The following is a 3,216-nucleotide window of genomic DNA, read 5'->3' on the forward strand; positions in this document are numbered from 1 at the left end:
AATAACACACAAAAAATCGCTGCGCCCGCGAATTTGTGTAAAACCCCCCCCCGCCCCTGGGGGTGCCCACACCGGGGGGCGGGGGGGGGGCCCCCCCCGGCGGCCGTGGGCGCGGACCCGGTGCGCGCGACGGCCCCGCTGCCCTCCGGTGGTCCGAGTCCTCTCGTCGTGCTCCTCATGTGCCTGGTGGGCGCGGTGGTGACGATCGGGATCCTGCGCCTGCTGCGGCCACGCGGCAACGTCCGGTGAAAGGAGGTGGTGCCCTACCACGACATCCGCAGCACGTACCCCACCGTGGAGATCCTCCACGCCCTCGAACCCGTCCGGCAGGACGTGACCACTCCTGCGCGGCCTGCCGGGCGGGTCCTCCCACCGCCTGCGAGTTCTCTCCCGCCACCTCGGAGGTAGACACCCGTGCTCACCCAGGTTCCGCTGCTGGTCGCCCAGGCGGCCGGCGGCGACCACGACGCCGGAGTGCGCCACGTCGCGCAGATCTCGGCGCGTCTGGCCTACGCGACCATGTGCGCCACCCTGTGCTGGGGCGTGCTGATCGCCACGGGCTGGGCCAACAGGATCACCGGACGGCAGGGGTTGCGCAACAGCCACATGGTGCTGGCGACCATGGCCCTGACGTTCGGCTCGCTGCACGCGTTCGCGTTCACCCTGTTGCAGCTCGGCGCGTTCTCGTACCTGAGGCTCCTGGTGCCGTTCTCCGACGGCGGCCTGTTCCGGCACGCGCTGGGCATCGTCGGCCTGGAGCTGATGCTCGCCATCGCGATCACCGCGGGGCTGCGCAAGAAGTTGTACTACCGCAAGTGGTTGCGGCTGCACCAGCTCGCCTACGTGGCGGTCGCCGCGACCGTGGCGCACTCGTGGTTCGGCGCGGTCGCGAACGGCAACCTGGCCGTGCTGTGGCTGGCCGGGCTCACGATCCTGATCCCCACGGTGACCGTCGCCGTGGCGCGGTTCCTGCCGCCGGACTGGTTGGTGAAGCTCGGCATGCTGGAGCCGGAGCCCGGGTTCGAGCCGGAGCCGGACGGCGCGGGCGGCAGCGCGTTGGACATCAGCGTGGACAACGAGCGGTGCCACCGCTACGGCATCTGCCAGGCCGAGGCCCCGGGGCTGTTCCAGCTCGTGGACGACGAGCGGCTGCGGTACGAGCGCAGGCCGCCGCCCGAGCTGTTCGCGAAGGCCAGGGCCGCCGCACGGGCGTGCCCGATGCGGGCGATCGAGCTGCGGGAGCGTGTGCGGTGAAGAACGAGGAGCGCGTCGTGATCGCGGGCGGCGGGCCGGCCGGGCTGCGCGCGGGCGAACGGTTGCGGGAACTGGGTTTCCGCGGCGAGATCGTGATCGTGAGCGCGGAGCGGCACCTGCCCTACCACCGGCCGGCGCTGTCGAAGGAGGCCGTCAACGGCGAGCTGATCCCGTCGGACCTGCGGCTGACGATCAGCCGCGAGCTGAACGCGGTGTGGCGGCTGGGCACCGCAGCCACGCACCTGGAGCCGGACCGGCACGTGGTGGGCCTGCCGGGCGGCGAGGAGCTGAGGTACGACGGGCTGATCATCGCGACCGGGGTGGAGCCGCGGCACCTCGCGGGAGCGCCGCGCCAGGACCCGCGCATCCACGTGCTGCGGACCGTGGACGACGCGATCGCGATCAAGCAGGCGATCAACTCGACGCAGGGGTTGGTCGTGGTCGTCGGCGGCGGGCTCATCGGGTGCGAGATGGCCGCGTCGGTGAAGACGATGGGCCGGGACGTGGCCATCGTGAGCCGGTCGTCCACGTTGCTGGGCAGCGCGGTGGGCCGGACCATCGCCGACACGGTCACCGAGGCGCACCGGTCGCGCGGTGTGCGGATGGCGATGGGCGTGAAGATCCGGCACTGGGTGCGGCAGGCGGGCGGGGTGGCCGTCCACCTCTCCGACGGGCAGGTGTTCTTCGCCGCGGTCGTGGTGATCGCGGTGGGCGCGTCGCCGTCGGTCGCCTGGCTGCGCGGGTCGGGTCTGGTGCTGGAGGACGGGGTGCTGTGCGACCCCACGTGCCACGTGGTCGGCGGGACCGACATCGTGGCCGCGGGCGACGTCGCGCGGTGGCCGAACCTCCGGTTCGGAGGGCAGCCGCGTCGGGTCGAGCACTGGCTCAACGCGGTGGAAATGGGGCGGGCGGCCGCGGAGAACCTGTTGGCGGGCAGGGAGGATTCGCGGCCGTTCACCCCGGTGCCCCGGTTCTGGACCGAGCAGTACGGGATGCGCATCCAGGGCTCGGGCCTGCCCGCGATGGGCACGGACACGACCACGCTGGCGGGGTCGCGCAAGGACCACCGGACCATCACCGGGTTCATCAGCGACGGCCGGCTGGTCGGGATGGTCGGGTTGGACGCGCCGACGGCGATGATCAAGCTGTCGACCGAGCTGTGGCGGCAGAACCGGGTGACGGCGACCGGCCCGCACCGCCGCCCGCCGCGTGCGGTCCCCGAACCTCCGGCGTCGCAACCGGACGGCTCGCGGTCGAACGACCCGCGGTCGGACAACCCGCGGCCATACAGCCAACGGTCACACGCGTCGCGGTCGAACGAACCCCGGTCGAACGAACCCCGGCCGGACGGGTCGCGGCCGGACGGATCGCGGTCGAACACACCACAGCCGGACGTGCCCGTCGCGGCGGGCATCGCGCCGGTGACACCGATCGGGGCCGCCCGGTTCGGGGCCTCGGCGCGATCCCGGCCGACGCGCTCGGAGCAGTCCCTGCGCTTCGAAGCCGTTCGCTCCGAGGCGATGCGGCTGGAATCGGCGCTGCTCCGGGAGGCGGCGCGGGTGGAGGCGGCCCGCGCGGAGTCGGTGCGGGCGGAGTCGGTGCGGGCGGAATCGGTGCGGGCGGAATCGGTGCGGGCGGAATCGGTGCGGGCGGAGTCCGTGCGGGCGGAATCGGTTCGGGCGGAGGGAGGAGCGGCCCGGACGCACTTCTCGGACCCGGTCGAACCGACCCGACTTCCGCGCCGACAACAGGATTCCCCGCCGTTGCCCATCCCGCCGTCGCACGCGCCGGTCGTGCGGTCGCGCGGGCACCTGCGCTCCCTGGCGCGCACCGGCCCGAAGGCCAGACCCCGCTGAGGAGTCCGGTGGCGACCGGGGGGGGGGCCCCGGGGGTCAATGGGGCCGGCCGCCGCGCCGCGCGCCGTGGGGTGTGAGGGGCAGCGAGCTCACGGGGGAGCGGGCG

3 protein-coding genes are annotated in these 3,216 nt (G+C 73.4%); all 3 read left to right on the forward strand.

Features of this window, described 5'->3' with window-relative positions:
* Positions 1 to 105 precede the first annotated feature (105 nt).
* The 3 genes from ACFXGA_RS35260 (at position 106) to ACFXGA_RS35270 (ending at position 3,110) form a co-directional block, all read left to right on the forward strand.
* Positions 106 to 249 (forward strand): hypothetical protein, encoded by a 144-nt coding sequence (locus tag ACFXGA_RS35260; RefSeq protein WP_378095749.1) that lies wholly within the window; start codon positions 106 to 108, stop codon positions 247 to 249.
* A gap of 165 nt (positions 250 to 414) precedes the next feature.
* Complete coding sequence (locus ACFXGA_RS35265) at positions 415 to 1,254, forward strand: ferredoxin (RefSeq protein ID WP_378095752.1); 840 nt, start codon at positions 415 to 417, stop codon at positions 1,252 to 1,254.
* Positions 1,251 to 3,110, forward strand: a complete 1,860-nt coding sequence (locus tag ACFXGA_RS35270) for an FAD-dependent oxidoreductase (RefSeq protein ID WP_378095755.1) — start codon at positions 1,251 to 1,253, stop codon at positions 3,108 to 3,110. The genes ACFXGA_RS35265 and ACFXGA_RS35270 overlap by 4 nt, the downstream gene beginning before the upstream one ends.
* Positions 3,111 to 3,216 lie beyond the last annotated feature (106 nt).

The organism is Actinosynnema sp. NPDC059335, assembly GCF_042752395.1.
In the GTDB taxonomy this organism is placed as follows: domain Bacteria; phylum Actinomycetota; class Actinomycetes; order Mycobacteriales; family Pseudonocardiaceae; genus Actinosynnema.